This window comes from Kitasatospora sp. McL0602 (genome assembly GCF_052076145.1).
Classification (GTDB): domain Bacteria; phylum Actinomycetota; class Actinomycetes; order Streptomycetales; family Streptomycetaceae; genus Kitasatospora.
Genome location: NZ_CP197246.1, coordinates 6,016,657 through 6,042,637 on the forward strand (window position 1 = coordinate 6,016,657; position 25,981 = coordinate 6,042,637).

At 72.6% G+C, this 25,981-nt stretch carries 23 protein-coding genes; 13 read left to right on the plus strand and 10 right to left on the minus strand.

The genetic code is table 11. From position 1 onward, the window contains the following. The first annotated feature begins 241 nt into the window (after positions 1–241). Complete coding sequence (locus ACR68M_RS27295; protein ID WP_441246779.1) at positions 242–1,198, plus strand: aldo/keto reductase; 957 nt, start codon at positions 242–244, stop codon at positions 1,196–1,198. Between the two features lie 46 nt (positions 1,199–1,244). Here ACR68M_RS27295 and ACR68M_RS27300 read toward each other — a convergent pair whose 3' ends face one another. The 3 genes from ACR68M_RS27300 to ACR68M_RS27310 form a co-directional block, all read right to left on the minus strand. Continuing rightward, the gene (locus ACR68M_RS27300) at positions 1,245–1,820 is read right to left on the minus strand and encodes a GNAT family N-acetyltransferase (RefSeq protein ID WP_441246780.1); all 576 of its coding nucleotides are present in this window, start codon (positions 1,818–1,820) and stop codon (positions 1,245–1,247) included. A gap of 63 nt (positions 1,821–1,883) precedes the next feature. After that, positions 1,884–2,558 carry a nitroreductase family protein gene (locus tag ACR68M_RS27305; RefSeq protein WP_441246781.1) on the minus strand — a complete coding sequence of 225 codons (675 nt, stop codon included), beginning with the start codon at positions 2,556–2,558 and terminating at the stop codon, positions 1,884–1,886. An 87-nt stretch (positions 2,559–2,645) separates the two neighbouring features. After that, complete coding sequence (locus ACR68M_RS27310) at positions 2,646–4,286, minus strand: ABC-F family ATP-binding cassette domain-containing protein (protein ID WP_441246782.1); 1,641 nt, start codon at positions 4,284–4,286, stop codon at positions 2,646–2,648. Between the two features lie 306 nt (positions 4,287–4,592). Between ACR68M_RS27310 and ACR68M_RS27315 the strand changes: the two genes are divergently transcribed. The 3 genes from ACR68M_RS27315 (at position 4,593) to ACR68M_RS27325 (ending at position 6,862) form a co-directional block, all read left to right on the plus strand. Continuing rightward, a complete protein-coding gene (locus ACR68M_RS27315; protein ID WP_441246783.1) occupies positions 4,593–6,200 on the plus strand; it encodes an ABC-F family ATP-binding cassette domain-containing protein in 1,608 nt (535 codons plus the stop codon). Between the two features lie 63 nt (positions 6,201–6,263). Next, entirely contained in the window at positions 6,264–6,491 is a 228-nt protein-coding gene (locus ACR68M_RS27320; RefSeq protein ID WP_441246784.1) for a hypothetical protein, read from the plus strand. Continuing rightward, on the plus strand, positions 6,491–6,862 hold the full coding sequence (locus tag ACR68M_RS27325) for a toxin Doc (protein ID WP_441246785.1): 372 nt from the start codon (positions 6,491–6,493) through the stop codon (positions 6,860–6,862). The genes ACR68M_RS27320 and ACR68M_RS27325 overlap by 1 nt, the downstream gene beginning before the upstream one ends. A 43-nt stretch (positions 6,863–6,905) precedes the next feature. Here ACR68M_RS27325 and ACR68M_RS27330 read toward each other — a convergent pair whose 3' ends face one another. The 4 genes from ACR68M_RS27330 to ACR68M_RS27345 form a co-directional block, all read right to left on the minus strand. Continuing rightward, positions 6,906–7,553 (minus strand): Pr6Pr family membrane protein, encoded by a 648-nt coding sequence (locus tag ACR68M_RS27330; protein WP_441246786.1) that lies wholly within the window; start codon positions 7,551–7,553, stop codon positions 6,906–6,908. A gap of 72 nt (positions 7,554–7,625) precedes the next feature. Continuing rightward, positions 7,626–8,273 (minus strand): response regulator, encoded by a 648-nt coding sequence (locus ACR68M_RS27335; RefSeq protein WP_441246787.1) that lies wholly within the window; start codon positions 8,271–8,273, stop codon positions 7,626–7,628. After that, positions 8,270–9,490, minus strand: coding sequence for a sensor histidine kinase (locus ACR68M_RS27340; protein WP_441246788.1), 1,221 nt, complete (start codon positions 9,488–9,490; stop codon positions 8,270–8,272). The genes ACR68M_RS27335 and ACR68M_RS27340 overlap by 4 nt, the downstream gene beginning before the upstream one ends. Further along, positions 9,487–10,467 carry a hypothetical protein gene (locus ACR68M_RS27345; protein WP_441246789.1) on the minus strand — a complete coding sequence of 327 codons (981 nt, stop codon included), beginning with the start codon at positions 10,465–10,467 and terminating at the stop codon, positions 9,487–9,489. Before ACR68M_RS27345 ends, ACR68M_RS27340 begins: the two co-directional genes overlap by 4 nt. Before the next feature lie 203 nt (positions 10,468–10,670). Between ACR68M_RS27345 and ACR68M_RS27350 the strand changes: the two genes are divergently transcribed. The 5 genes from ACR68M_RS27350 to ACR68M_RS27370 all read left to right on the plus strand — a co-directional run bounded on the left by ACR68M_RS27350 (position 10,671) and on the right by ACR68M_RS27370 (position 17,761). Then, positions 10,671–11,786 carry a CaiB/BaiF CoA transferase family protein gene (locus ACR68M_RS27350; RefSeq protein ID WP_441246790.1) on the plus strand — a complete coding sequence of 372 codons (1,116 nt, stop codon included), beginning with the start codon at positions 10,671–10,673 and terminating at the stop codon, positions 11,784–11,786. Between the two features lie 12 nt (positions 11,787–11,798). Continuing rightward, the gene (locus ACR68M_RS27355; protein WP_441246791.1) at positions 11,799–12,941 is read left to right on the plus strand and encodes an acyl-CoA dehydrogenase family protein; all 1,143 of its coding nucleotides are present in this window, start codon (positions 11,799–11,801) and stop codon (positions 12,939–12,941) included. 34 nt (positions 12,942–12,975) lie between these two features. Then, on the plus strand, positions 12,976–14,190 hold the full coding sequence (locus ACR68M_RS27360; protein ID WP_441246792.1) for an acetyl-CoA C-acetyltransferase: 1,215 nt from the start codon (positions 12,976–12,978) through the stop codon (positions 14,188–14,190). 50 nt (positions 14,191–14,240) lie between these two features. Beyond that, positions 14,241–16,415, plus strand: a complete 2,175-nt coding sequence (locus ACR68M_RS27365; RefSeq protein WP_441246793.1) for a 3-hydroxyacyl-CoA dehydrogenase NAD-binding domain-containing protein — start codon at positions 14,241–14,243, stop codon at positions 16,413–16,415. Between the two features lie 191 nt (positions 16,416–16,606). Beyond that, positions 16,607–17,761, plus strand: a complete 1,155-nt coding sequence (locus ACR68M_RS27370; protein WP_441246794.1) for a N(5)-(carboxyethyl)ornithine synthase — start codon at positions 16,607–16,609, stop codon at positions 17,759–17,761. A gap of 252 nt (positions 17,762–18,013) precedes the next feature. Here ACR68M_RS27370 and ACR68M_RS27375 read toward each other — a convergent pair whose 3' ends face one another. Further along, on the minus strand, positions 18,014–18,727 hold the full coding sequence (locus tag ACR68M_RS27375) for a MerR family transcriptional regulator (protein WP_441246795.1): 714 nt from the start codon (positions 18,725–18,727) through the stop codon (positions 18,014–18,016). A gap of 164 nt (positions 18,728–18,891) precedes the next feature. Between ACR68M_RS27375 and ACR68M_RS27380 the strand changes: the two genes are divergently transcribed. Continuing rightward, the gene (locus ACR68M_RS27380) at positions 18,892–21,021 is read left to right on the plus strand and encodes an NB-ARC domain-containing protein (RefSeq protein ID WP_441246796.1); all 2,130 of its coding nucleotides are present in this window, start codon (positions 18,892–18,894) and stop codon (positions 21,019–21,021) included. Here ACR68M_RS27380 and ACR68M_RS27385 read toward each other — a convergent pair. Further along, the gene (locus tag ACR68M_RS27385) at positions 21,009–22,688 is read right to left on the minus strand and encodes a translation initiation factor 2 (protein WP_441246797.1); all 1,680 of its coding nucleotides are present in this window, start codon (positions 22,686–22,688) and stop codon (positions 21,009–21,011) included. The two genes, ACR68M_RS27380 and ACR68M_RS27385, sit on opposite strands and share 13 nt — an antisense overlap. A gap of 145 nt (positions 22,689–22,833) precedes the next feature. On the opposite strand from ACR68M_RS27385, the gene ACR68M_RS27390 reads away from it, so the two are divergent. From ACR68M_RS27390 to ACR68M_RS27400, 3 genes are all read left to right on the plus strand, one after another. Continuing rightward, positions 22,834–23,844, plus strand: a complete 1,011-nt coding sequence (locus tag ACR68M_RS27390; RefSeq protein ID WP_441246798.1) for a GlxA family transcriptional regulator — start codon at positions 22,834–22,836, stop codon at positions 23,842–23,844. 103 nt (positions 23,845–23,947) lie between these two features. After that, complete coding sequence (locus ACR68M_RS27395) at positions 23,948–24,694, plus strand: MBL fold metallo-hydrolase (protein WP_441246799.1); 747 nt, start codon at positions 23,948–23,950, stop codon at positions 24,692–24,694. A 54-nt stretch (positions 24,695–24,748) separates the two neighbouring features. Continuing rightward, entirely contained in the window at positions 24,749–24,913 is a 165-nt protein-coding gene (locus tag ACR68M_RS27400) for a DUF6126 family protein (protein WP_441246800.1), read from the plus strand. 13 nt (positions 24,914–24,926) lie between these two features. Here the strand turns inward: ACR68M_RS27400 and ACR68M_RS27405 are convergent, their stop codons facing one another. Further along, positions 24,927–25,946: an isopenicillin N synthase family dioxygenase gene (locus ACR68M_RS27405; protein ID WP_441246801.1), complete on the minus strand. Its 1,020-nt coding sequence runs from the start codon at positions 25,944–25,946 to the stop codon at positions 24,927–24,929. Between the last annotated feature and the right edge of the window lie 35 nt (positions 25,947–25,981).

Here is a 25,981-nt window from a genome sequence, read left to right on the forward strand (position 1 = left end):
TGTGGGGGTGGTCCTGAACGGGGCCAGGGCTGAGCGCTGCCTGTCCGTCAGGCCGGGCCGCGCCGCCCTGAGTTCAAAATGGACTAGACCAACTGTGCACGTCAAGCATCCGGGCTCGGTTTACGTCACGCTTAAGGTTGCGGGGCCGCTCGGCGAGCCGCTGTGTCGCCTTGACTTGGAGTGCACTCCAAGGGGCAGAGTCGGTCCCGGCACGGACCCGAGCTGAAGGAGAACAGCGGACATGCGTACCACCACACTTGGCGCGGACGGCCCCGAGGTCGGCGTCGTCGGGCTCGGCTGCATGGGGATGACCTGGGCCTACGACCCGAACGGCCGCGACGACACGGCCTCCGTCGAGGTGCTGCGCTCGGCGCTGGACCTCGGGGTGCGGCTGATCGACACGGCGGACATCTACGGCCCGTACGACAACGAAGAGTTGGTCGGCCGTGGCCTGACCCCGGAGTACCGGGAGCGGGCGGTGCTGGCCACCAAGGTCGGCCTGGTGCCGGGCACCGGGGACCTTCGGGTGGGCAACAACGGGCGGCCGGAGCACGTCCGCAGCGCGATCGACGCCAGCCTGCGGCGGCTCGGCACCGACCACGTGGACCTCTACCAGCTGCACCGGGTCGACCCCGAGGTGCCGATCGAGGAGACCTGGGGCGCACTCGCCGAGACCGTCGCGGCGGGCAAGGCGAAGGCGATCGGGCTCTCGGAGGTGACGGTGGAGCAGATCAAGCGGGCCCAGGCCGTCCACCCGGTGGCCTCCGTGCAGTCCGAGCTCTCGCTCTGGACGCGGGACGCGCTGGCCGAGGTGCTCCCGTACACCGAGCAGCAGGGCATCGCCTTCCTGCCGTTCTCGCCGCTCGGGCGCGGCTTCCTGACCGGCCGCTTCACCTCCGCCGCCGATCTGCCCGCCGACGACTGGCGCTCCACGCTGCCGCGGTTCCAGGCCGAGGCGCTGGAGGCCAACCTGGCGCTGGTCGCCAAGGTGCAGGAGATCGCCGCCCGGATCGGCGCGACCACCGCGCAGGTGGCGCTCGCCTGGGTGCTGGCCCAGGGCCGGTACGTGGTGCCGATCCCCGGCACCAAGACGCCCAAGTACCTGGCGGACAACGCAGCTGCGGCTGACCTCACCCTCTCTGCGGCGGATCTGGCGGAGCTCGACGCCCTCCCGGCACCTGTCGGCGACCGGTACTAGGCACGGCCCAGGGGCGCGGGGCCGCGCGCCCCTGGGGGCCGGGGCCTCAGTGCTCGGTGATCCAGATTTCCAGGCGGCCGCTCTCGGAGGGGGCGGTGACCGGGGCGTCGCGGATGTGGTCGAGACGGTAGCCGAGCTTGCGGGGGACGGCCGAGCTGGCCTTGTTGGCCACGTCGCAGTGGATCTCGACCCGCTCGATGCCCGGGAGGGTGAGGGCGGCCTCGGTGAGGGCGCGGGCGCACTCGGTGGCGATGCCCTTGCCGGTGTGGTCGGCGGCCACCCAGTAGCCGATCTCCAGGGCGCCCGCGCCGACGCGGCTGTGCAGGCCGAAGGCGCCGATCACGCTGTCGGGGGCGCCGTCGAGCCAGACCAGGTACATGAAGTCGCTGCCCTCGTCCCAGATGGCGATGCCCGCCGTGACCATCGCCTCGGTGCGCTCCAGACTCGGCTTCGACCCGGCCCAGGGCATCCACGGGCGGAGGTGTTCGAGATTGGCGACGACGGAGGCGTTGAGCGCCGGGGCGTCTCCCTCGGCCCTGCGGCGGAGGGAGATCCCGCCGGGCAGGGAGATCGACTCGGGGGGACGGACGGTGGCGACAGGTTCTTCGGCGGTGTGGCTCATGACTGGATTATCGTCTTTGATCATTGCCGGAGCCAGTCAGTTTTACCTGCTCATGACGTGTTGTCAGAGCCGGATCAGCACCTCGTCCAGCTCCTTGCGCTGCAGGTCGGGCACGCGGGCGTCGTCGGCCGGGTAGCCGACCGGGATGACGTACGCGGCCCGCTCCTCGGGGGGCCGGCCGCACACCTCGTTGAGGAACTTCATCGGGCTCGGGGTGTGCGTCAGCGTCGCCAGGCCGGCCTGGTGGAGGGTGGCGAGCAGCAGGCCGACGGAGATGCCGACCGACTCCTTGGTGTAGTACGGGCGCGGCGAACCCGGCCCCTTGTGGACCTCGAAGACCACGATCACGGCCGGGGCGTCCTCCAGGAAGGGCTTCTGCCAGTCCGTCCCGATCGGGGCCAGCGCGGCCAGCCACTCCGGGGAGGCCCGGTGCGCGTAGAACTCGCGCTCCTCCGCCTCGGCGGCCACCCGCAGCCGCCGCTTGCGCTCCGGGTCGGTGATCACCACGAACCGCCAGGGCTGGACGTGGGCGCCGCTGGGCGCCGTCGCGGCGGTGCGGACGGCCCACTCGATCACGCCCTCGGGCAGCGGCCGGGTCGAGTAGTCGCGGACGGTCCGGCGCTGCGCCATCACGTCGTGGAAGGACCTGCTGCGGGCCTCGGCCTCGTGGGCGGGCACCGTCATGGGGAGGAGCGGCACGGTCGGGTAGGACGCCGCTGCCGATGCACTGTCACTCATGGGCGACAGCAGAGCACATGCAGAGGCCCCGGTGGAATGGCCCGATTGGACCAGACCACTGGGGCCTGCGCGCCTACTGTCAGTCTGCTACCGGTTCTCGGTGACCCGCCCGCCCGCCACGTCGATCCGCCGGTTGACCGTCACCGCGTCGAGCATCCGCCGGTCGTGGGTGACCAGCAGCAGCGTGCCCGTGTACGAGGCGAGTGCCGACTCCAGCTGCTCGATCGCGGGCAGGTCGAGGTGGTTGGTCGGCTCGTCCAGCACCAGCAGGTTGACCCCGCGCGCCTGGAGCAGGGCGAGCGCCGCCCGCGTCCGCTCGCCGGGGGAGAGGGTGCCGGCCGGGCGCATCACGTGCGCCGCCTTCAGCCCGAACTTCGCCAGCAGCGTGCGGACCTCCTCGTCGGTCTGCTCCGGCACGGCCGCCGCGAAGGCCGCGAACAGCGCCTCCTCGCCCAGGAACAACCCGCGTGCCTGGTCGACCTCGCCGACCACCACGCCCGAGCCCAGCACCGCGCTGCCGCCGTCGAGTTCGAGCCGCCCGAGCAGCGCGGCGAGCAGCGTCGACTTGCCCGCGCCGTTCGCTCCGGTGATGGCGACGCGGTCCGCCCAGTCGATCTGGAGGTCCACCGGGCCGAAGGCGAAGTCGCCGCGCTTGGCGGTGGCGGCGCGCAGGGTGGCGACCACCGAGCCGGAGCGCGGCGCGGCGGCGATCTCCATCCGCAGCTCCCACTCCTTGCGCGGCTCCTCGACGACGTCGAGGCGCTCGATCATGCGCTGGGTCTGCCGGGCCTTCGAGGCCTGCTTCTCGGTCGACTCCGCACGCGTCGCGCGGGCCTGCTTGTCGTTGTCGCTGGACTTGCGGCGCGCGTTGCGGACGCCGTTGTCCATCCAGCCGCGCTGCATCCGGGCCCGTGCCTCCAGCCCGGCCTTGGTGTCGGCGTACTCGTCGTACTCCTCGCGGGCGTGCCGGCGGGCCACCGCGCGCTCCTCCAGGTACGCCTCGTAGCCGCCGCCGAAGAGCTTGACCTGCTGCTGGGCGAGGTCGAGCTCCAGCACCTTGGTGACGGTGCGGGCCAGGAACTCGCGGTCGTGGCTGATCACCACCGTGCCGGCGCGCAGGCCCTTGACGAAGCCCTCCAGGCGGTCCAGGCCGTCCAGGTCGAGGTCGTTGGTCGGCTCGTCGAGCAGGAAGACGTCGTAGCGGGAGAGCAGCAGCGAGGCGAGGCCGGCCCGCGCGGCCTGGCCGCCGGAGAGCGCCGTCATCGGCAGGTCGAGGCCGACGGTCAGCCCGAGGGTGCTCGCGACCTCCTCGGCGCGCTCGTCCAGGTCGGCGCCGCCGAGCTCCAGCCAGCGGTCCAGGCTCTCGGCGTACGCGTCGTCCGAGCCCGCCCGGCCCTCGACCAGGCCCTCGGTCGCCGCGTCCAGGGCGGCCTGGGCGTCGGCGACGCCGGTGCGACGGCTCAGGAAGTCGCGGACGGTCTCGCCGGGGCGGCGCTCCGGCTCCTGCGGCAGGTGGCCGACGTTGGCCGTCGGCGGGCTCAGCTTCAGTGAGCCGCCCTCGGGGGTGTCCAGCCCGGCCAGCAGCCGCAGCAGGGTCGACTTGCCGGCCCCGTTCACGCCGACCAGGCCGATGACGTCGCCCGGGGCGACGACCAGGTCCAGGCCGGAGAAGAGGGTGCGTTCGCCGTGACCGGCGCTGAAATCCTTGACAACGAGAGTGGCGCTCATGATGCCCCGATCCTAGTCGGCGCCGTCGGGCGCCGAGAATAATCCTTTGCGGGCCGCCCGGCTCCCGTCCTACGGTTGATCCCAACAGGCACCGAAGACTGGAGAAGGCCGTTGCTCTACTGAGGTTTTGAGACACCGCCCCCGCCGCACCCGCTCATCGAGCGTGCGGCGCGTGTGAGCGTGCGACCTCAGGCTCGAGCAGGCTTCCCGTGTACTCCGCCGGGGCCTGTCCTCATCGTCGCCGCCTGCGCGGTGTCTCCCGTGTTGCTACCTCCACCACCCACAGCAACCACCCGGGAGGCCTCCATGGCACATCCGACCACCTCCGTACTCTGCACCGAGCTCGGCTTCGAGTGGCCTGACGGCACGACCGTGCTCGACGGCTTCCATCTCGCCGTCGGCCCCGGCCGGACCGGCCTGATCGGCCTCAACGGCTCGGGCAAGTCGACGCTGCTGCGGCTGATGGCGGGCGAGCTCACCCCGACCTCCGGCACCGTCCGGATCGGCGGCGAGCTCGGCTACCTGCCGCAGGGCGTCACCTTCGACACGGCCCGCCAGGTCGACGAGGCGCTCGGCATCCGGGCCGCCCGCGAGGCGCTGCACGCCATCGAGGCGGGCGACACCGACGAGCGGCACTTCACCGCCGTCGGCGACGACTGGGACGTCGAGGAGCGGGCCCGCGCCGTGCTCGACCGCCTCGGCCTGGAGCGGCTCGGCCTCGACCGCACCACCGGGGAGCTCTCCGGCGGCGAGGCCGTGCTGCTGCACCTGGCCGCCCTGCTGCTCCGCCGCCCGGACGTGCTGCTGCTCGACGAGCCGACCAACAACCTGGACCGGCGGGCCCGTTCACTCCTCTACGAGGCGGTGGCGAGCTGGCCGGGCGTGCTGGTCGTGGTCAGCCACGACCGCGAGCTGCTCCAGCACGTCGACCAGATCGCCGACCTTCGGGACGGCGCCGTCACCTGGTACGGCGGCAACTTCGCCGAGTACGAGCGCACGGTTGCCGCCCAGCAGGAGACCGCCGAGCGGCTGGTGCGGGCCGCCGAGGGCGACGTCCAGCGCCAGAAGCGGGACTTGGCCGAGGCCCGGGTGAAGCTCGACCGCAGCGCGAGCTACGGCAAGAAGCGCGCGGTGACCCGGAACGACCCGAAGGTCTTCTCGGGCAAGCTCAAGCGCCAGGCCCAGGAGACCGCCGGGCGGGTGCGCGGCATGCACACCGAGCGCCTCACCGAGGCCAAGGAGCGCCTGACAGCGGCCGAGGACGCCGTCCGGGACGACGCGGAGATCCGCATCGACCTCCCGCGCACCGCCGTCCCGGCGGGCCGCACCGTGCTGCATCTCGACCACGTCCGCCTCCCGTACGGGCCGCGGGCCGACCTGGAGCTGCGCGGCGCCGAGCGGGTCGCGCTGGTGGGCCGCAACGGCTCGGGCAAGACCACCCTGCTGCGCGCCGTCGCGGGGGAGCTGACACCCGTCGAGGGCGAGATCAGCACCCCCGTCCCGCTGCGGTACCTGCCCCAGCGGCTCGACCTGCTGGACGACACGCTGTCGGTGGTGGGGAACGTGAAGCGGTACGCCCCGGCGGTCGGCGACAACGCCGTCCGGGCCCGGCTGGCCCGGTTCCAGTTCCGGGGCGGCCGGGCCGACCAGCTCGCGGGCACGCTCTCCGGTGGCGAGCGCTTCCGCGCGGCGCTGGCCGCCCTGCTGCTCGCGGACCCGCCGCCGCAGCTGTTGATGCTGGACGAGCCGACCAACAACCTCGACCTCGCCAGCGTCCGCCAGCTCACCCAGGCCCTGGCCGGTTACCAGGGTGCGCTGATCGTCGCCAGCCACGACCTGCCGTTCCTGCGCGGCCTCGGGATCACCCGATGGCTGGAACTCGACGGCACACTGCGGGAGGTCGACCCGATGTGACGGGGTGAATGCCCAGGTACCGGGCGGGTACCGTGCCGCCTGCCCGCCCGGTACCATCGGGCCATGCCAGCACTCAACATTGAGTACACCGAGCTCGAACTCGCCGCCATCCGCGAGGCCGCCGCTGCGGACGGCAAGAGTGTGAAGGCGTACGTCCACGACCTCAGCGTGCGGGAGCAGAAGCGGCGGACGTTCGTCAGTCACGCCGTGGCGTTCTGGAACGAGCACCTGGAAGAGTTCGACGCAGCGTTCCCCGAGGACACCCCGGCCGCCAAGCGCACCGCCGCCTGATGCTGCTGCACGTGGACATCCGCTGGCTCCTCGACGTCCAGGAGCAGGCCTCGCCCGAGGACCTCACCGTCCGCGACTACTCGGCCCTCCAGGCCGCCGTCGCGCGGCACCGCGTCAACACCGCCCAGCTCGGCCACGACGCCGACCCGTCCTGGTGCGCGGCGGCCCTGATGCACACCATCGTCCAACTGCGCCCGCTGCCCGTCCGCAACAACCTCTACGCCTGCATGGCCACCGCCGCCTACATGCACGCCGCCGAGGAGGGCATAGACCCGCCCTACGGCGCCCTGGTCGAACTCGCCCGCGACGTGGCCGAATCCCGCGCCGACGTCTTCGCGGCGGCCGACCGCATCCGCACCTGGCGGATCTGAGCCCTTACGCAGTTCCCCGCGCTCCTGGGGGCCGGCCCGCTGCCTAAGCTGCCGCGGGCCGCAGCTTGCGGCGGAGCTTGGTGCCGAGGCGGTCGAGGCCGACCACGGCGGCGGCGAGGACGATGAACTCGACCGTCAGCTGGGCGATCTGGCCGGCCACCCAGCCGTAGCCGTTGGTGGTGGGGTCGAGGAAGAAGTAGGGGTAGGCGTTGGTGAAGTGCGGGAAGAGCGCCCCGCGCAGCAGCGTCAGCCCGGCGTAGCCGAGCGGGAAGGTGAGCCAGAGCGGCATGTCCCGCCAGTGCGAGGCGTTGCGGGGCTTGAGGCAGAGCCAGTCGATCATCACCATGACCGGCGTGACGTAGTGCAGGAAGAAGCTCGACCAGTTCTGCAGCTGCTCCGGGCCGGAGGTCAGGCCGGGCAGCGGGTTCGCGCCGTGGTTGAGCAGGACGTGGGCGACGATGCCCGTGATGGTGATGTAGAGGGTGGCGGCGCCGCGCAGCCGGGGCGCGGGGGCGTCGACGGTGCCGCGCTTGGCCATCCAGTAGACGGCCCCGGCGAAGTAGCCGAGCACGATCACGTTGCTCTCGATGGTGAAGTACACCAGCGAGCCCTGCCCGAGGATCAGACCGAGCCCGGCCGAGAGGGCGATGGCGAGGCGCCACCAGAAGGCGGGGCGGGTCCAGACTGACATGCGGTGCACCAGTTCTTCGTACGGGTCGGTCGGTCCGCCGCACTCTACCCACCGGTAGCAGCCCGACGGAAGCTAGCCGGGCCGGACGAATCCGGACTCGTAGGCCGCGATCACCGCCTGGGTACGGTCCCGTACGCAGAGCTTGGCCAGCACGCTCCCGACGTGCGACTTCACCGTCTCCAGGCTGACCACCAGCCGTTCGGCGATCTCGCTGTTGGCCAGGCCCGCCGCCATCAGCCGCAGGACCTCGCCCTCCCGCTCGGTCAGCCGGGCGAGCTGCCCGGCCTGCGGGCTGCGGGGGTCGCGGCGGGTCAGCGCCAGCTCCCGTACGGCGGCGGGGAAGAGCAGGGAGTCGCCGTGGGCGACCAGCCGGACGGCCTGCACCATCTCCTCCGCTCGGGCCCGCTTCAGCAGGAAGCCGGCTGCTCCGGCGCGCAGCGCGCCGTAGACGTAGTCGTCGTTCTCGAAGGTGGTGACGACGAGGATCCTCGGCGCCGGGTCGACCGTGGTGACCAACTGCTCGGTGGCCTGGATGCCGTCGACGCCGGGCATCCGGACGTCCATCAGGACGACGTCCGGCCGCAGCCGGTGGACCAGCGCCACCACCTCGGCGCCGTTCGCGGCCTCGCCGACCACCTCCAGGTCGGGTTCGGCGTCCAGCACCACCCGCAGGCCCGTGCGGACGAGCCGCTCGTCGTCCGCGATCACCACCCTGATCATGCTTCCCCTCCTGTGGGCAGCCGGACGGCGAGCCGCCAGCTCCCGTCCTGTGGTCCGGCCTCGTAACTGCCCCGCAGCGCCGCGGCTCGTTCGGCCACCCCGCGCAGCCCCCGCCTGCCGCCGGGGCGGCTCGGGCGCCCGGCGCCCAGCGGGTTGGTCAGCTCCACATCGAGCCAGCCTTCCCGCAGCTCCAGCCGCAGCCGGGCGGGCACCGGCCCGGCGTGCCGCAGCACGTTGGTCAGCCCCTCCTGGATGATCCGGTACACCTCGCGCGCCAGCTCCGGCGCCAGCTCGGGGGCGTCGGAGGACTCGACCGTCACGCCCGCGAGCCGCATCTGCTCCAGCAGGCCGCCGAGTTCGGCCAGCGTCGGCCCGGCGTCGCCCGCGGTGGTGGGTTCCTCGCGCAGCAGGCCGAGCACGGTGTCGAGTTCGGCCACCGCGTTGCGGGCGGTGTCCTCGATCGCCCGCAACGCCTCGGCCGCGAACGCCGGGTCGGAGCCGAGCACCCGGCTCGCCGCGGCCGCCTGGATGCTCACCGCGCTGAGCGCGTGCCCCACCGAGTCGTGCAGCTCGCGTGCCAGCCGGTTGCGTCGGGCCAGCTCGACGGCCCGCTGCTCGGCCGCCGCCAGGCGCTCCGCAGGTGTCGGCCCGAGCAGGGCGGGTGCGCTGCGGGCCAGCCAGGCGCCCGCGCCGGCGTTGACCGCCAGTAGGAGGAGCAGCAGGGCCGGGCCGAGCACCAGGCCGAGATCGGTGTGTCCGCCGAGAGCGTGCCGTACCAGGCCGCGCCCGGGGTTGCCGATCACGTCGACACCGGAGAGCAGCAGCACCGCCGCGAACGGCGGCACGGCGAGCGACAGCCCGCTGACGATCCCGCCGAGGAAGAGGTGCAGCACGTACCAGGCGGCCGTGCGCCGCCGCGCCGACCAGGACTCGGACGGCGTCGTGGCCAGGTCCTCCACGGCCGCCCCCGCGCAGAGCGCACGGGCAGCGGTTGCCGCCAGTACGCGGACCACCGGCACCAGCGCGATCACGGCTGCGATCGGCAGCGCCACGGCGAAGGCGAGCAGTTGCAGCACTGCTCCCTGCGCGGCGCTCCCGCCCGGGTGGAGCATGCCGAGCGCGGTCTGCGCCAGCAGCCACGGCGGCATCAGCAGCGCACCGCCGAGGATCAGGTGGACCCAGCGCAGCAGCGCCCGCCGCCCGATCAGTGCACTCATCGCCCTGACTCTACGTCAGCCCGGCACGCCCGTTCGATCAGCATGATCGAGCCGACCACCAGCATCAGCAGCCCGGCGCCGGTCTGGGCCGCCATCGACAGCAGGGAGGCGGGCGGGAGGCCGCGGTCCGGGTCGGGGGCGTGCACGCTGAGCGAGTTCGCCACCCACGTCCAGGCACCCCAGGCGAACACCGAACCGGACGCGTACCAGGCCGCCACCAGCGGCAGCAGCAGCCGACGCTGGGCCGACCAGCGGAACACCAGCGCCAGCATCGCCGTGCACGCCACCACTGTCAGCGCGGCCCAGACGCCGTGCATGACCTCGAAGGAGCGCTGCGCCTGGCCCGCCTGATCGCGCGGCAGACCGCTCTGCCCGCCGAACGCCCAGTAGAGGTGGGCGAAGGTGGCGGGGGCGGCCAGCAGCACGGCGGCGCAGGTCAGCACGCGCTGCAGGGTGAGGGTGTCGGTGCGCGGCAGGTCGGAGACCGTGCTGCGCAGCAGGCCGGGCCAGCGCTCCCGGGCGTAGAGGGCGAACGCGGCGAGCAGCGCCAGGCCCTGGACGGAGAACCCGCCGTAGACGAGGACGTACACCCAGGGCCGCAGTCCGTCCGCCTGCTGCGTGGGGGGCACCTGCTCGGGGCCGAGCAGCAGGTTGGCGAGCAGGTCGACCGGGAGTGCCGCCAGCAGGGTGCCGAGCAGCCCGGTGGCGACCCACATCGGGAAGGCCGGCAGCGCGGCGGGGAGCCGGCGGCCCCACGGCCGGACCAGGGCGAGCGCGAGCACCACGGCCACGGCGTCCATGCCGAAGCTCGCCAGGTTGAGGGCCCAGAGGGTGCGGGCCTGCGCATCGGCCGGGTCGACGAAACCCACGGTCGAGCCGCACAGCCAGAGCAGCTTGAGGGTCAGGTACGGGACGGCGGCGGCGACGGCGACGCCGCTGAGGCCCCTGCGCAGCGCACCGGGCGGGGTGGGATTCATGGCCGTAACTCTGCTGCGGCGGGCTCCGCCAGGGCATCGGCCTGACCTACGATCCGCCTCCCTCGGGCGGGGGAAGTAGCGCCTCCTCCCTGAGGAGCAGCTCGCTGATCGTCGGCGGTCCCACCTTCTTGTTACCGGCCGGTCGCTTCTCTATCATCGCCAGTGTTACAGCTCTACTGTCAAACCTCTGACGGGGGCAACAGATGACCGGAACCGGGCCGCTGGCCGGAGTACGCGTGGTCGAACTGGCGGGCATCGGCCCAGGGCCGTTCGCCGCCATGCTGCTCGCCGACCTCGGCGCCGACGTCGTACGGGTCGACCGGCCGACACCCCCGGCGCTGGGGGCCGATCCGGCGCACGACGTCACCAACCGCAACAAGCGCTCCGCCGTGGTCGACCTGCGGTCCCCCGACGGGCCGGGCCTGGTGCTCGACCTGGTCGCCAGGGCCGACCTGCTGATCGAGGGGTACCGCCCCGGCGTCGCCGAACGCCTCGGCGTCGGCCCCGAGCCGTGCCTCGCCCGCAACCCGGCCCTGGTCTACGGCCGGATGACCGGCTGGGGTCAGGACGGCCCGCTCGCCACCGCCGCCGGACACGACATCGGGTACGCCGCCACCGCCGGAGTGCTCGGCCTGATCGGCGAGCCCGACGGGCCGCCCGCCATCCCGGCCAACCTGCTCGGCGACTACGCGGGCGGCTCCCTCTACCTGGTGGTCGGCCTGCTGGCCGCGCTGCACCACGCCCGCGCCACCGGCACCGGCCAGGTCGTCGACGCCGCGATCGTGGACGGCACCGCCCACCTCACCTCGATGCTCTGGGGCCTGCGCGCCACCGGCCTCTGGCAGGACCGGCGCGGCACCAACCTGCTGGACGGCGGCGCCCCCTGCTACTCGGTCTACCGCACCTCCGACGGCGGCCACATGGCCGTCGGGGCGCTGGAGCCGCAGTTCTACGCCGAGTTCACCCGGCTCCTCGGCCTCGACCCCGAGGCCCCCGGGCAGTTCGACATCCCGCGCTGGCCCGAACTGCGCGAGCAGATCGCGGCCCGATTCGCGACCCGCACCCGGGCCGAGTGGACGGCGGTGTTCGAGGGCACCGACGCCTGCACCTCACCCGTCCTCACCCTCGGCGAGGCCGCCGAGCACCCGCACCTCGCGGCCCGCGCCACCTACACCACCCACGACGGGCTGACCCAGCCCGCCCCCGCGCCGCGCTTCTCCGGCACGCCGGGCACGCTGCGCCGCCCGCCCGCCCTGCCGGGCGCCCACACCGCCGAGATCGCCGACGACTGGGGCGTCCCCGGTCTGCTGAAGCAGTAGAAGGAGACACTGGTGGAACGCGAGCTCTACACCCAGGAGCACGAGGACTTCCGGGAGACCGTCCGGGCCTTCCTCGCCCGCGAGGTGCTGCCGCACCACGACCGCTGGGAGCGGGAGGGCATCGTCGACCGCAGCGCCTGGCTCGCCGCCGGGAAGCAGGGGCTGCTCGGCCTCGCCGTGCCCGAGGAGTACGGCGGCGGGGGAGTGCCCGACTTCCGCCACGCGGCCGTGCTCGCCGAGGAGTTCACCAGGGCCGGGGCCAGCGGGCTGGCGATCGGCCTGCACAACGACGTCATCGGGCCGTACTTCACCGCCTTCGGCACCGAGGAGCAGAAGCAGCGCTGGCTGCCCGGCTTCTGCAGCGGCGAACTGATCAGCGCGATCGCGATGACCGAGCCGGGCGCGGGCTCCGACCTCCAGGGCATCCGCACCAGCGCCGTCGACCAGGGCGACCACTACCTGCTCAACGGCTCCAAGACCTTCATCTCCAACGGCATCCTCGCCGACCTCGTCGTGGTGGTCGCCAAGACCACGCCCGAGGGCGGCGCCAAGGGCCTCAGCCTGCTGGTCGTCGAGCGCGGCATGCCCGGCTTCGAGCGCGGGCGCAACCTCGACAAGATCGGCCAGAAGGCCCAGGACACCGCCGAGTTGTTCTTCAACGACGTACGCGTGCCGAAGGCCAACCTGCTCGGCGTCGAGAACGGCGCCTTCCTGCACCTGATGCAGAACCTCGCCCAGGAGCGCCTGGCCATCGCCGTCTCCGCCATCGCCGGGGCCGAACACCTGCTGGAGATCACCACCGAGTACGTCAAGCAGCGCGAGGCCTTCGGCCGCCCGCTCGCCAAGCTCCAGCACGTCCGCTTCGAGATCGCCGAGATCGCCACCGAGTGCGCCGTCACCCGCACCTTCGTCGACCGCTGCATCACCGAGCTGGGCCGCTACGCACTCACCCCCTCGGACGCCTCGATGGCCAAGTGGTGGGCCACCGAGCTGCACAAGCGCACCGCCGACCGCTGCCTCCAACTCCACGGCGGCTACGGCTACATGGCGGAGTATGCAGTCGCCAAGGCGTTCACCGACGGGCGCATCCAGACCATCTACGGCGGGACGACCGAGATCATGAAGGAGATCATCGGCCGCTCCATCCTCAACTGACCTACCTCACACCAGGATTCGAAAGGCACCCACCGTGACCACCGAAGCGTACGTCTACGACGCTATCCGCACCCCGCGCGGCCGGGGCAAGGCCAACGGCTCGCTGCACGGCACCAAGCCGATCGACCTCGTGGTCGGCCTCATCCACGAACTCCAGCGCCGCTTCCCGACCCTGGACCCGGCCGCGATCGACGACATCGTGCTCGGCGTGGTCAGCCCGATCGGCGACCAGGGCTCGGACATCGCCCGGATCGCCGCGATCGCCGCCGGGCTGCCCGACACCGTCGCCGGGGTGCAGGAGAACCGCTTCTGTGCCTCCGGCCTGGAGGCCGTCAACCTCGCCGCCGCCAAGGTCCGTTCGGGCTGGGAGGACCTCATCCTCGCGGGCGGCGTGGAGTCGATGTCCCGGGTCGCGATGGGCTCCGACGGCGGCGCCTGGGCGATGGACCCGATGACCAGCTTCGAGACCGGCTTCGTCCCGCAGGGCGTCGGCGCCGACCTGATCGCCACCATCGAGGGCCTCAGCCGCACCGATGTGGACGCCTTCGCCGCCGAATCCCAGGCCCGCGCCGCCAAGGCCTGGGCCGAGGGCAGGTTCGACCGCTCCGTCGTACCGGTCAAGGACCGCAACGGACTCGTCGTCCTCGACCACGACGAGTTCATCCGCCCCGGCACCACCGTGGAGACCCTGGCCGGCCTGAAGCCCTCCTTCGCCGGCATCGGCGAGGCGGGCGGCTTCGACGCCGTCGCACTCCAGAAGTACCACTGGGTCGAGTCCATCGACCACGTGCACCACGCCGGCAACTCCTCCGGCATCGTCGACGGCGCGGCCCTGGTCGCGATCGGCAGCCGCGAGATCGGCGAGCGGTACGGGCTGCGCCCGCGCGCCCGGATCGTCTCGGCCGCCGTCTCCGGCTCCGAGCCGACCATCATGCTCACCGGGCCCGCCCCCGCCACCCGCAAGGCCCTCGCCAAGGCCGGGCTGAACGCCGCCGACATCGACCTGGTCGAGATCAACGAGGCCTTCGCCGCCGTCGCGCTCCGCTTCATGCGCGAACTCGGCTTCAAGCACGAGCAGGTGAACGTCAACGGCGGCGCCATCGCGCTCGGCCACCCGCTCGGCGCGACCGGCGCGATGCTCATCGGCACCCTGATCGACGAGCTGGAGCGGCGCGACCTGCGCTACGGCCTGGCCACCCTCTGCGTCGGCGGCGGCATGGGCGTCGCCACCGTCATCGAGCGCATCTGACGACCGCCGGACCAGCCCGCCTCCCGCAGACTTCTGGAGAGACCTCACACATGTCTGACAACACCCCCGCCATCCGCTGGGAGCAGGACGAGGACGGCGTCGTCACCCTCGTCCTCGACGACCCGGCGCAGTCCGTCAACACCATGAACGCCGCCTTCCGCGACGCCTTCGAGGCCGTCGTCGCCAGGATCACCGCCTTCGAGGGCCTGCGCGGCGTCATCATCACCTCCGCGAAGAAGACCTTCTTCGCGGGGGGCGACCTGAAGCTGCTCTCCGCCGTCCGCGCAGAGCAGGCGGCCGAGTTCTTCGAGGCGTCGATGGCGCTCAAGCGGACGCTGCGCACGCTGGAGACGCTCGGCAAGCCCGTCGTCGCCGCCGTCAACGGCAGTGCGCTCGGCGGCGGCCTGGAGATCGCCCTCGCCTGCCACCACCGGATCGCCCTCGACGTGCCCGGCAGCAAGATCGGCCTGCCCGAGGTCACCCTCGGCCTGCTCCCCGGCGGCGGCGGCGTGGTCCGCACCGTCCGGCTGCTCGGCATCACCGACGCGCTGCTCAAGGTGCTCCTCCAGGGCCGCCAGTACCGCCCGGCGCAGGCCCTGGAGGTCGGGCTCGTGCACGAACTCGCCGCCGACCGCGACGAGTTGCTCGCCAAGGCGCGCGCCTTCATCGACGCCAACCCGGCCGCCCGGCAGCCCTGGGACGTCAAGGGCTACAAGATCCCCGGCGGCACCCCGGCCCACCCCGCCTTCGCGGCCAACCTCCCTGCCTTCCCCGCCGGCCTGCGCAAGCAGCTCGCGGGCGCGCCCTACCCGGCGCCGCGCAACATCCTGGCCGTCGCGGTCGAGAGCTCCCAGGTCGACATCGACACCGCGATGGGCATCGAGGCCCGGTACTTCACCGAGCTGGTCTGCGGGCAGACGTCCAAGAACATGATCCAGGCGCTGTTCTTCGAGATGAACGCCGTCAACTCCGGTGCGGGCAGGCCGAAGGACGTACCGGCCCGGCAGGTCCGCAAGGTCGCCGTGCTCGGCGCCGGGATGATGGGCGCGGGCATCGCGTACTCCTGCGCCAAGGCCGGGATCGAGGTGCTGCTCAAGGACGTCACCGCCGAGGCCGCCGAACGCGGAAAGGCCTACTCCGCCGCCCTGTTGGACAAGGCGGTGGCCCGGGGCCGCAGCACCGGGGCGCAGCGCGACGAACTGCTCGCCCGGATCACCCCCACCGCCGACCCGGCCGAACTCGCGGGCTGCGACGCGGTGATCGAGGCCGTCTTCGAGAACCCCGAGCTCAAGCACAAGGTCTTCCAGGAGATCCAGCACGTGGTGGCGCCCGACGCGCTGCTCTGCTCCAACACCTCCACCCTGCCGATCGGCCTGCTCGCCGAAGGGGTCGAGCGCACCGCCGACTTCATCGGCCTGCACTTCTTCTCGCCCGTCGACAAGATGCCGCTGGTCGAGATCATCCGTGGCCCGGAGACCGGCGACGAGGCACTCGCCCGCGCCTTCGACCTCTGCCGCCAGATCAACAAGACCCCGATCGTGGTGAACGACTCCCGGGGGTTCTTCACCTCCCGGGTGATCGGCCAGTTCATCAACGAGGGCGTCGCGATGGTCGGCGAGGGCGTCGACCCGGTCTCCGTCGAGCAGGCCGCCGCCCAGGCGGGCTACCCGGCCAAGGTGCTCTCGCTGCTGGACGAGCTGACGCTCACCCTGCCGCGCAAGATCCGCAACGAGTCCCGCCGCGCGATCGAGGAGGCAGGCGGCAGCTGGGCCGAGCACCCGGCCGACGTGGTGATGGACCGGATGCTCGACGAGTTCGGCCGCGAGGGCCGCAGTGGCGGCGCCGGCTTCTACGACTACCAGGACGGCCGCCGCACCCGCCTCTGGCCCGGCCTGCGCGAGCACTTCACGAAGGGGGAGGCCGCCCGGATCCCGTTCGAGGACATGAAGGAGCGGATGCTCTTCGCCGAGGCCCTGGACTCCGTCCGCTGCCTGGAGGAGGGCGTCCTCACCTCCGTCGCCGACGCCAACGTCGGCTCCATCCTCGGCATCGGCTTCCCCGCCTGGACGGGCGGCGTCCTCCAGTACATCAACGGCTACGACGGCGGCCTCCCCGGCTTCACCGCCCGCGCCCACGAGCTGGCAGCCGCCTACGGCGACCGCTTCACGCCGCCGGCCCTCCTGGAGCGCCTCGCCGCAGAGGGCGGCACATTCAAGGACCAGTGATGCGTTGACCCCAGGGGCGCAGTTCCCCGCGCCCCTGGGGGACGCGCCGCGTGTGGGCCGGCCGCCGTGCTGGGCACGGGAGGACCTGGACGCACTGGAGGCGATGGGCCTCGCCATACCACCGGGCCGCAGCAGGAGTGGCAGCAAGCCTAGGGGCTACGTGCTAGAAAGGAAGTAATCAAAGGGGAATTTTGCATCAGCTCAAGCTCGGTGTCATCGCGAAATCGAACAAGGAAAACGAGCAGAGGCTGCCGGTCCACCCCGCGCACTTCGAGCGGATCGATCCCGACCTCCGCGCGCTGATCCACCTCGAACAGGGGTACGGCGAGCGTTTCGGCGTCTCCGACGAACAGCTGGCCCCGTTGGTCGCGGGGCTGCGTCCACGGGCGGAGCTGATCGCCGAGTGCGACGTCATCCTGCTCGGCAAGCCGATGATCGAGGACGTCGCGGAACTGCGCGAGGGCCAGGTCCTGTGGGGCTGGCCGCACTGCGTCCAGGACGAGAAGGTCACCCAGGCCGCCATCGACCGGCGGCTGACCCTGATCGCCTTCGAGGCGATGAACCACTGGACCGCCGACGGCGCGTTCAACCTGCACGTATTCCACAAGAACAACGAACTGGCCGGATACTCCTCGGTGCTGCACGCCATGCAGCTCATCGGTTCGACCGGTGACTACGGCCGCCGGCTGCGTGCCGTGGTGATCGGCTTCGGAGCGACCGCGCGCGGCGCGGTGACCGCACTCAACGCCCTCGGTGTGCACGACGTGGACGTGCTCACCGCGCGCGGCGTCACCGCGGTCGGCTCGCCGATCCACTCCGCCCGGATGGTCCAGTTCGACCACGACCTGGCGGACGACACCGCCGACCCGCGCCGCAGCCACGCCCACACCGAGGACGGCCGACAGCCGCTGGCGGAGTTCCTCGCCGGGCACGACGTCATCGTCAACTGCGTGCTCCAGGACACCGCCGCGCCGCTGACCTTCCTGATTGAGGAGGACCTGGCCACACTGGCCCCGGGCACCCTGGTCGTCGACGTCTCCTGCGACGAGGGCATGGGCTTCAGCTGGGCCCGGCCCACCACGTTCACCGAGCCGATGTTCACCGTCGGCGACAACATCCACTACTACGGCGTCGACCACAGCCCCTCCTACCTGTGGAACTCCGCGACCTGGGAGAACAGCGAGGCGCTGATCCCCTACCTGCGGTCGGTGCTGGGCGGCCCCGAAGCGTGGGAGGCCAACGAGACCGTCCGCCGCGCCATCGAGATCCAGGACGGCACCGTCCGCAACCCGGCCGTACTGGCGTTCCAGCACCGCGCCGCGGACTACCCCCACCCGCGCCGGTAGGCCTGCGCCCGGGTCGCGGTTGTCGTTACAGGCCCTATGCCTCGCGCTACGCGACTTGGGTGAAGTTCGCTGCTGATCCTCGGGTGCGGGACTGTTGGCGGGTCGGGGCCTGGTCGACGGCGGTTTCGATGGCGGCGATGCTGGCGTGGGCGCGGTCGGGGCAGTCCTCCCGTGCCCAGCACGGCGACCGGCCCGAGCGCGGCGCGTCCGTCAGGCCACTACCCAAAGCGCACAACACATCACCAAGGCGGCTCAGCGGAGTTCGTCGGCGAGGGAGCGTTGGAAGGCGGTCACCAGGGCCTGCACCACCATCGGCTGGATCTGGTCGGTGAGTGCCTTCATCCGCTCCAGCTCCGCCGGGGCCGGGTCGCTCTCGCGGTACGGCTTCCAGACCGTCTCGCGGAAGAGGCGGTGCAGGTCGTGGGCGGTTGCCTGGCTGTGCAGCCGCACCACGGCGCGGGCGGCGACCAGGGTCTCCAGCGGGATCGGCACGTCCAGCACCCGTACGCCGAGCGGCAGCAGGCCCGGGTCGATCTTGAAGACCTCCGGGGCCTCGGTGCGGTGCAGGGCCCCCATCGCGACCAGCCGGTCCACGTCGGCGTCGGACAGCTCCCGGCCGGCCCGCCGCTCCAGCTGTGCCCTGGTCGCCTCCTCCGCGCTCTCCGGCGTCCAGGAGGCGACCAGCGCCCGGTGGATCGCGAGGTCCAGCGAGCTGATGTCGGCCGGCAGCTGCGCCAGGTAGCGTTCGATCGCCGCCAGCGTCAGGCCCTGGCGCTGCAACTCCTCGATCAGCTCCAGGCGGTCCAGGTGCTGCGCCCCGTACAGACCCACCCGGCGCGGCCCCAGCTCCGGCGGCGGGAGCAGCCCCTTGGTGCTGTAGAACCGCAGTGTCCGCACCGTCACCCCGGCTCTGGCGGCCAGCTCGTCGACGGTGAGCCGCAGGGGCTCCCCGGGTGTCGCCGTCATGTGCCGCCTCTGCTTCTTCCGCCGTGTGCTGGTGTCACATCTTCACTGTGACAGCACCAGTGTGACAGTGCCCCCAGGGGCACACCAGGCGCGCAGCAAGTGTCGAGTGCCGGGAGCCTGCCTGTTCTCCCGTCAGACGACGACCAGGTACGTAGGGTTGAGCCGTGACCGAGGAGACGTACAACAGTGTGGGTGGTCAGGCACAGGTGGGGTCGCTCATCCAGGCCGGGCAGATCGGTGAGGTGCACCAGCACGTGCACGCAGCCTCCGCTCCGCCCCCGCCCGCTCCCTACCAACTGCCGCCCGCGCCGGTGTACTTCGAGGAGCGGCAGGCCGAGCAGGAGCGCATCCTGCGGGCGGCCGAGAGCCATGACGGACCGGACCGGCCGTTGGTGGCCGCGCTGACCGGGATCGGCGGGATCGGCAAGACCGCGCTGGGCTTCCACATCGCCCGCCGGCTGAGTGAGGGATTCCCGGACGGCGTGCTGCACGTCGACCTCGACGACCTGCGACGCGAGGGCACGGTGGAGGTCGCGGACGCCGTCGGGCAGCTGCTCGCCGACCTGCACGTGGCGCCGGGTTGGCTGGAGCGCTCCGCCGCCGGCCGCTCGAAGCAGTACTGGACCTGCACCCGGGGCAGGCGGCTGCTCGTGGTGATCGACAACGCCCGCTACGGCACCGAGGTGCTCCCGCTGCTCCCCGCCTCCTCGGAGAGCATGGTGATCGTCACCAGCCAGGGGCCGCTGCACGACCTCGACGGCGTCGCCACCGTCGAGGTGCCGATGAGCCCGCTGGCGCCGGACGACGCGGCACGGCTGCTGCGGCACATCGTCGACGACCCGCGCCTCGCGGCGGAGCCTGCGGCGCTGCTGGAGCTGGTCCAGGGCTGCGGCGGGCTGCCCGCCGCACTCCACGTCGCCGGGCAGTGGGTCCGCAAGTACCGCCGCCGCAGCCTGACCCGCCTGGTGGCCGAGCTCACCGCCGAGCTGTACAGGAAGGGCATCCCGATGGTCGAGGCCGTGTGGGACGGCGCGTACGGCGGGCTGGGGCCCGAGGCGGCGCGGCTGTACCGCCTGCTGCCGCAGTTCCCGGCGCCCGTGGTCACGGCCCCGGCGGCCGCCGCGCTGCTGGGCGGCTCGGTGCTGGGTGGCTCGCTCCTCCCGGCCGAGGACGCGTTGGAGGAGCTGGAGGCGGCGGGCCTGCTGCAGCTCGCCACCGGCGGGTACCGGATGCACGAGCTGCTGCGCGGGCACGCCGAGCGACGCTCCCACGAGGCGGACCTCGACGGTGCGCAGCGCGCCGAGGCACGCCGCCGGCTGGTCCGCTGGTACCGCCGCCAGGCGACCCTGGCCGACCTGCTGGCAGCCGGGCCACGGCTGACCCTCGCGGCACTCGAACCACCCCTGGAGGGCATCCCCGACACCGAGTTCACCGGGTCCGCCGAGTTCACCGACAAGGCAGCTGCGCTGCGCTGGCTGGAGGCCCAGCGGCTCGCCCTGTACGGCTGCGTCCGGATCGCGCTGGCGGACGAACGGCACGAGGACGCCTGGGCCCTGTGCGAACCGCTCTGGACGCACTTCCTCGACCACCAGCACTACGCGGACGTCGAGGATGCTTTCCGTGCCGGCGTCGAGGCCGCCGACCGGGCGGAGCACCTGTCGGCCATGGTCCGGATGCGCTGCCAACTGGCCCGGGTGCTGTGGGAGCAGGCCCGCCACGAGGAGGCGGCCGAGCAACTGGGGCAGGCGCTGAACGCGGCCCAGGCCCTGGGCGACTCGACGCAGGAGCGAAAGCTGAAGGCGTCGGCCGTCGAGTTCCGGGGCAAGCTGAAATCGGTCCAGGGCGACTGGGCCGCCGCCGCACCGGACTTCGAGGCCGCGCGGCAGGAGCACGCGGCGATCGGGAACGCGTACGGCGTGCTGCTCCAGACCTATCTGCTCGGCCGCGCCGCACTCGGGACGGGCGAACCCGAGCGCGCTGTCGAACTGCTGGGCGAGGCGCACCGGATGGCCCAGGAGCAGAGCCGGGAGCGGATGACCGCGCGGACGGGCTTCGAACTCGGCCGCGCCCTACGGCAGACGGCCCGAGCGGCGGAGGCGGACGGGCTCTACCGGGCGGCGTTGGCGAACGCCCGCAAGCGGGGCTCGACCACCGACGAGGTGCGCATCCTGCGGGAGTTGGCCGGGCTCGCGGAGGAGGCGGGCCGGAGTGCCGAAGCCGAGGAGCACCGGACGGCCGCGCGGCTGCTGGCCGACCGGGCCGGAGGGCTCCCCGAGGCGGGTCAGAGCTCGTAGTCGAGGTCCGCTTCGGTGGCCGGTGCCAGCCGGACCTGGACGGTGAGCGGGCCGATCTCGCAGGTGAGCGTGGTCGGCACGGCCTCTTCGTCCCGGCCGCCGAGCCAGGCGTGCACGGCGGAGACCGCCGCCGCCGGGTCGATCCGCAGCACCCGCCCGTCCGCCGTGCACGGCACGACCTGGACGCTGAGCAGCTCGCCGGAGCGGCGTCTGACCAGGCACCGATCCGGCGTCAGAACTGCGGCTGCCGTCCGGCAGGTTGGCGTCTCGTCCAGGATTCGAGCGGTCCAGCCGCCGGCCGTCCAGCTGCTGCTGTGCGGCGTGCGCGGGCCGCCCGGAAGGGCACGGCGCCAGAGCACCGCCGCCGTCCGCTGCTCCCGCTGCCCGGCTCCCGGGAACTCTGCGGCGAGGTGGTGCGTCGGCTCCGAGGTCCAGGCGGGGAACCGCTCGACCCGGACGCGCTGCCCGGACACCTCGGCCCGCACGGCGTAAGCCCTCGGGCCACCGGCTGGTCGGCCCGGGGCGGGGAACGGGACCGGCTGTGCCGGTGCGGCCCGAGGCGGCAGGCCCAGCAGCCGGTACAGCTCGCGCTGCAGACGCGGCAGCGCATCGCCCTGCTCGGCGAAGGCCGCTGCGGCGAAGCTACGGGTGTCCTGCGCCCCGGCCGCCCGCAGGGCTCCGGCCAGCTCCCCCGGATCGGTCAACTTCGGTGCCCATGTGAGAAGTTCATCCATCGGGCTGCCCGGTATCAGCTCCCGTCCGCCGTCGTACGCGCCGATGACGGGGCGGCCGAGCGCCGCAGCGTAGAGCGCGGTGGAGCCGTGGTCGGTGATCACCGCGTCGCAGGCGACCAGGAGCGCCGCCCACTCCTCGTGCGGCCCGGCCGGGACCAGACCCGCCTTCAACGCGGGCCCGAGCTGCCGGGCGAGGTCGAAGCTGCCCAGCCTGCTGTGCTCGTTGGGGTGGAGCAGCAGTGCGAACTGGTAGGCATCGCTGGGAAGTCCGCCGACGAGGCGGGCGGGGAAGTCCGGGCGCCGGGACAGCAGCGACTCCGGGCCCCAGGTGGAGGTGACGGCGACGAGCCTGCGTGCGCCGATGCCCAGGGCGGCCCGGTAGCGCTCCCGGTGGGGGAGCGAGGCGAGGACCCGATCCAGCGTCGGGTCTCCCACCACCTTGGCCCTGGCTGCGGCCGGGCGGGAGTGCTCGGCGAGACGCTTGAGCTGACTCTCGTGCGCCAGGGCGTGGAGGGCGGCCCAGGGCCTGCCGTCGGCGAGCAGGTAGCTGGGATCGAGCCCGGACGGGAGGTGCGGTGAACCCTCCTGGGGGATCGTCTTGTTGAACCCTGCGCCGTGCGGCAGCAGCACACGTGGCCCGGTGAGCGCCCGCAGTGCGCCTTTCGGGCTCGCGGCCAGCACCAGGTCGTGCGAGCGCTGACAGGCCTCGTCCCAGCTGAGCGAACGGATGCCGGACCGCTCCAGCGCGGTCAACGCCCCCAGGTCGAAGTCCGACCCCGGAACCAGCGTGAACCGGCTGACGATGCGCTCGTCACCCTCGAAGACCGGCAGCACGTCCAGGAGCCGATGCAGCGCCCCCGCCGAGCGCACCGCGAACAGAACTGCCCGCTGCCCGCTGCCCGCTGCCCGCTGCCCGCTGTGTGAAACCTTCATTCTATCCAACGGCGGTGAGGGGAGAGTGTCGTTCCGGTGGCATGGGTGCGATCTTACCGGCGGCAGCCGTACGCCCGGAGCCGTGGCCGAATCCTGCAGAGGTGCGTCATTGCAGACGGATCTCCGGCAGGCGAGAGTAGCGGACATGAACGCTCCTCTGCGTGATCCCCACCTCGTGGTGATCGCGGTGTTCCCCGGTATCGACGCGCTGGATGTGGCCGGCCCGGCCGAGACCTTCGCCATCGCGAACCAGATGCTGCGCCTGAGCGGGCGGCGTACGGACTACGAGGTGCGGCTGGTCGCGGAGCGGCGCGGCCCGGTGCCGACCTTCTCCGGCGTCCAGCTGTACGTCGAGCAGGAGTTCGCCGAGCAGCGGGAGCCGATCGGGACGCTGGTGGTGCCGGGCCGGGTGGACCTCGGTGCGGGCGGTGCGGTGCCACGGGTCGAGCCCGGGGTGGTGCGGTGGCTGCGCGAGGTGGGGCCGTCCGCCGGGCGGGTGGCGTCGGTGTGCGCGGGGGCGCACGTCACCGCCGCCGCCGGGCTGCTCGACGGCCACCGTGCCACCACCCACTGGGCCACGGCCGGGCGGCTCGCCGCCGATCACCCGGAGGTCGAGGTCGACGCCGACCCGATCTTCGTGCGGTCCGGGCGGATGTGGACCAGCGCCGGGATCACCGCCTCGATCGACCTCGCGATGGCGCTGGTTGCCGAGGACCACGGCGACCAGATCGCCCTCGACGTCGCCCGCGCGATGGTGATGTACATGCAACGGCCTGGCGGGCAGAGCCAGTTCAGCGTCCCGCTGGCCCAACTGCCCGGCACCCGGGAGGACGTCCAGAGCCTGCGCCGCTGGATCGGCGAGCACCTCGACGACGACCTGTCGGTGCAGGCGCTGGCCGGTCGGCTGGCGATGAGCGAACGGCACTTCGCCCGGGTGTTCCTCGCCGAGACCGGCAGCACACCGGGTGTCTTCGTCGAGCAGATGCGCCTGGAGGCGGCCCGCCGGCTGCTCGAACGCACCGACCGGCTGGCCCCCGACATCGCGAGGGCCTGCGGGTTCGGCTCGGTCGAGACGCTCTACCGGGTCGTCCGTGACCGCCTGGGCACGACCCCCGGCGAGTACCGGGACCGCTTCCGGATCTCCACCCCGGCCTGACGGCCGGTCCCACTGTTCCCGGCACGGCGCGACCGCGCGCCGTGCCGACCCTCGGCGTGCCCCGGGACGACCCGGGCACGCACCGACAAGGAGAACGACCACCATGAAGATCACCGTCACGCACATCGGCACCGCGACCGTCCTGCTGGAGATCGGCGGGCTCCGGCTGCTCACCGACCCCGTATTCGACCCGGCGCAGTCCGAGTACCCGTACGGGCCCGTCACCCTGCGCAGCACGGCGGGCCCCGCGATCGCCGCCGCCGACCTGCCGCCGATCGACGCCGTCCTGCTCAGCCACGACGAGCACGCCGACAACCTCGACGTCACCGGCCGCACGCTGCTCGCCGGGCGGCCGGTCGTCACCACCGTCAGCGGCGCCGAGCGCCTCGGCGGCGAAGCGGTCGGGCTCGCACCGTGGGCCACCCACGAACTCACCGTGGCAGGACGGACCTTGCGCATCACCGCGACTCCGGCGGAGCACATCGGCGACGTCATCGGCTTCGTCGTGGAGGTGCCCGGCGAGCAGGAGGCCGTCTACATCTCCGGCGACACCGTGCACATCGACGAACTCGACGAGGTCGGCCGCCGGTTCACCATCGGGACGGCCCTGCTGCACCTCGGCGCCGCCCGCTTCAAGGAGTACCGGGACAGCCAGCTGATCAGCATGGACGGCGACCAGGCCGCCGCGCTCACCCGCTCCCTCGGCGCCCACACCGTGGTGCCGATCCACTACACCTCCTGGCAGCACTTCACCGAGGACCGCGAGGACGTCACCGCACGCTTCGCCGCCGCCGGGCTCGCCGACCGCCTCCACTGGCTGACCCCGGGCACCCCGGAAGACCTCGGCTGACGGCCATCGCGGGACGGCCTACACTCGTTCGGGGTCCACGACGGGAGAGGCACGATGAGCAGCGGCGACGCGACCAGCGGGGCCAGCGGCGAGGCCACTCGCGACGAGAGGAGCAGGCGCAGGGCGATGCTGGTCCGCGCCTCCATCTACATCGCGGGCACGCACCTCTTCGCCGGCTTCGTGATGCTGCTGTTCTTCCTCGGCGGCCGGGGCCACTGAGCGCTGCGGGGGGTCAGAGCAGCAGGGCGGGGTGGTGGCGGCGGGTGACCTCGGGGTGGGCGCGGAGATAGCCCTTGAGCTCGTTGCGGCCAAACTCGGCGAAGAGCGGGTTGGCCGGGTCGTCGGTGGCGCCGGGGGCGTGGTGGGCGTGCGGGAAGTCCAGCGGTTCGATGTGGGCGTCCAGCCGGGGGTTGTAGAAGAACGGTACGGAGTAGCGTTCGCGGGCTCCGGGCGGGCTGATCACGCGGTGGCGGGTGGCCTTGAGGTAGCCGTCGGTGGCGACCTCGAGGAGCTCGCCGAGGTTGACCACGAAGGCGCCGGGCAGTGGGGGCACCTCCAGGAAGCTGCCGTCGGGGCGTTCGACCTGGAGGCCGCCGACGGTGTCCTGCAGCAGCAGCGTGATGAAGCCGTAGTCCTTGTGCGCGCCGACGCCCTGGCCCGCGCCGTCCGGGGCGGTGCCGGGGTAGCGGACGAGCTTGAGGCGCAGGTGCGGGTGGCCCGCGAAGGCGTAGTCGTAGAAGTCGGGCGCGGCACCGATCGCGGTCAGCAGCTCGTGCAGCAGCCGTTCGGCGACGCTGCCGAGCCGGCCGATCCAGCCGAGTGCGGCGGGGCGGAGCTCGGGGAGCGCGTCGGGCCACTGGTTCGGCCCCTCCAGCCACCAGTACGGCGGCTCGCCCGGCGCGGGGACGTGCGGGGGCAGTTCGGCGCCGATGTCGAGCTGGTCGCGCCAGTCCTGGCTGCCGCCGGTGCGTTCGTCGCCGGTGCGGGTGTAGCCGCGGTAGTGGGGGGAGTTGAGGTTGCTCACGGCGAGCCGGTCGGCCTCCGGGAGGTCGAAGAAGGCCCGCATCGCGTCGGTCAGGGCGGTGGTCTCGGCCTGGGTCACGCCGTGGCCGGTCAGCTGGAAGAAGCCGACCTCGGTCGCGGCGTGCCGCAGGGCGTCGTGCAGCCCGGCCCGGTCGGCCGGGCTGCCGGCGGCGAGCGAGAGGTCGACGACGGGGAGACCGGTGGTCTGGCTGAGCGCCTGCTTGGTCATGGCTGGCATCCGCTGGGTCCGGTGCGCGGGAAACT

Excerpts from the sequence above, each read along its gene's own strand:
- ACR68M_RS27305 (WP_441246781.1), bottom strand. The coding sequence starts at position 2,558 with ATGAGTGACAGTGCATCGGCAGCGGCGTCCTACCCGACCGTGCCGCTC.
- ACR68M_RS27340 (WP_441246788.1), bottom strand. The coding sequence starts at position 9,490 with ATGAGTGCACTGATCGGGCGGCGGGCGCTGCTGCGCTGGGTCCACCTG.
- ACR68M_RS27310 (WP_441246782.1), bottom strand. The coding sequence starts at position 4,286 with ATGAGCGCCACTCTCGTTGTCAAGGATTTCAGCGCCGGTCACGGCGAA.
- ACR68M_RS27325 (WP_441246785.1), top strand. The coding sequence starts at position 6,491 with ATGCTGCTGCACGTGGACATCCGCTGGCTCCTCGACGTCCAGGAGCAG.
- ACR68M_RS27345 (WP_441246789.1), bottom strand. The coding sequence starts at position 10,467 with ATGAATCCCACCCCGCCCGGTGCGCTGCGCAGGGGCCTCAGCGGCGTC.
- ACR68M_RS27405 (WP_441246801.1), bottom strand. The coding sequence starts at position 25,946 with ATGACCAAGCAGGCGCTCAGCCAGACCACCGGTCTCCCCGTCGTCGAC.
- ACR68M_RS27390 (WP_441246798.1), top strand. The coding sequence starts at position 22,834 with ATGAACGCTCCTCTGCGTGATCCCCACCTCGTGGTGATCGCGGTGTTC.
- ACR68M_RS27365 (WP_441246793.1), top strand. The coding sequence starts at position 14,241 with ATGTCTGACAACACCCCCGCCATCCGCTGGGAGCAGGACGAGGACGGC.
- ACR68M_RS27375 (WP_441246795.1), bottom strand. The coding sequence starts at position 18,727 with ATGACGGCGACACCCGGGGAGCCCCTGCGGCTCACCGTCGACGAGCTG.
- ACR68M_RS27350 (WP_441246790.1), top strand. The coding sequence starts at position 10,671 with ATGACCGGAACCGGGCCGCTGGCCGGAGTACGCGTGGTCGAACTGGCG.
- ACR68M_RS27315 (WP_441246783.1), top strand. The coding sequence starts at position 4,593 with ATGGCACATCCGACCACCTCCGTACTCTGCACCGAGCTCGGCTTCGAG.
- ACR68M_RS27385 (WP_441246797.1), bottom strand. The coding sequence starts at position 22,688 with ATGAAGGTTTCACACAGCGGGCAGCGGGCAGCGGGCAGCGGGCAGCGG.
- ACR68M_RS27320 (WP_441246784.1), top strand. The coding sequence starts at position 6,264 with ATGCCAGCACTCAACATTGAGTACACCGAGCTCGAACTCGCCGCCATC.
- ACR68M_RS27300 (WP_441246780.1), bottom strand. The coding sequence starts at position 1,820 with ATGAGCCACACCGCCGAAGAACCTGTCGCCACCGTCCGTCCCCCCGAG.
- ACR68M_RS27295 (WP_441246779.1), top strand. The coding sequence starts at position 242 with ATGCGTACCACCACACTTGGCGCGGACGGCCCCGAGGTCGGCGTCGTC.
- ACR68M_RS27335 (WP_441246787.1), bottom strand. The coding sequence starts at position 8,273 with ATGATCAGGGTGGTGATCGCGGACGACGAGCGGCTCGTCCGCACGGGC.
- ACR68M_RS27330 (WP_441246786.1), bottom strand. The coding sequence starts at position 7,553 with ATGTCAGTCTGGACCCGCCCCGCCTTCTGGTGGCGCCTCGCCATCGCC.
- ACR68M_RS27400 (WP_441246800.1), top strand. The coding sequence starts at position 24,749 with ATGAGCAGCGGCGACGCGACCAGCGGGGCCAGCGGCGAGGCCACTCGC.
- ACR68M_RS27395 (WP_441246799.1), top strand. The coding sequence starts at position 23,948 with ATGAAGATCACCGTCACGCACATCGGCACCGCGACCGTCCTGCTGGAG.